The organism is Microcoleus sp. Pol11C3, from assembly GCF_036701485.1.
Taxonomy (GTDB): domain Bacteria; phylum Cyanobacteriota; class Cyanobacteriia; order Cyanobacteriales; family Microcoleaceae; genus Microcoleus.
Genome location: NZ_JAUBQW010000018.1, coordinates 58,420 through 59,070, shown reverse-complemented (window position 1 = coordinate 59,070; position 651 = coordinate 58,420). Strand labels below are relative to the sequence as shown.

The following is a 651-nucleotide window of genomic DNA, read 5'->3' as shown; positions in this document are numbered from 1 at the left end:
TTAACTACTGGAAAGGAAGAGTTTACTCTCAATGGTCACAGCAACTTGGTAAATACAGTAGCCGTCACTGCTGATGGTAAGCGGGCGATTTCTGGTTCAGATGACAACACCCTCAAAGTCTGGGATTTAACTACTGGAAAGGAAGAGTTTACTCTCAATGGTCACAGCAACTTGGTAAATACAGTAGCCGTCACTGCTGATGGCAAGCGGGCGGTTTCCGGTTCATCGGACAACACCCTAAAAGTCTGGGATTTAACAACTCGAAAGGAAGAATTTACTCTCACTGGTCATAGCGACTTAGTAAATGCAGTAGCCGTCACTGCTGATGGCAAGCGGGTCATTTCTGGTTCAGATGACAACAGCATCAAAGTTTGGGATTTAAAAACTCGAAAGGAAGAATTTACTCTCAGAGGTCATAGCGACTCAGTAAATGCAGTAGGCGTCACTGCTGATGGCAAACGGTCGATTTCTGGTTCAAGAGATCAAACCATCAAAGTCTGGGATTTAACTACGGGAAAGGAAGAGTTTACTCTCAAAGGTCACACTTACTGGGTAAATACAGTAGCCGTCACTGCTGATGGCAAGCGGGCGATTTCTGGTTCGTGGGACAAGACCCTTAAAGTCTGGGATTTAATAACTGAAAAGGAAGAA

The 651-nt window shown here is 44.7% G+C and carries 1 pseudogene; it reads left to right on the top strand.

Going from position 1 to position 651, the window contains the following annotated elements:
* Positions 1-651 (top strand): annotated as a pseudogene (locus QUA40_RS07140) (WD40 repeat domain-containing protein); the annotation flags it as partial.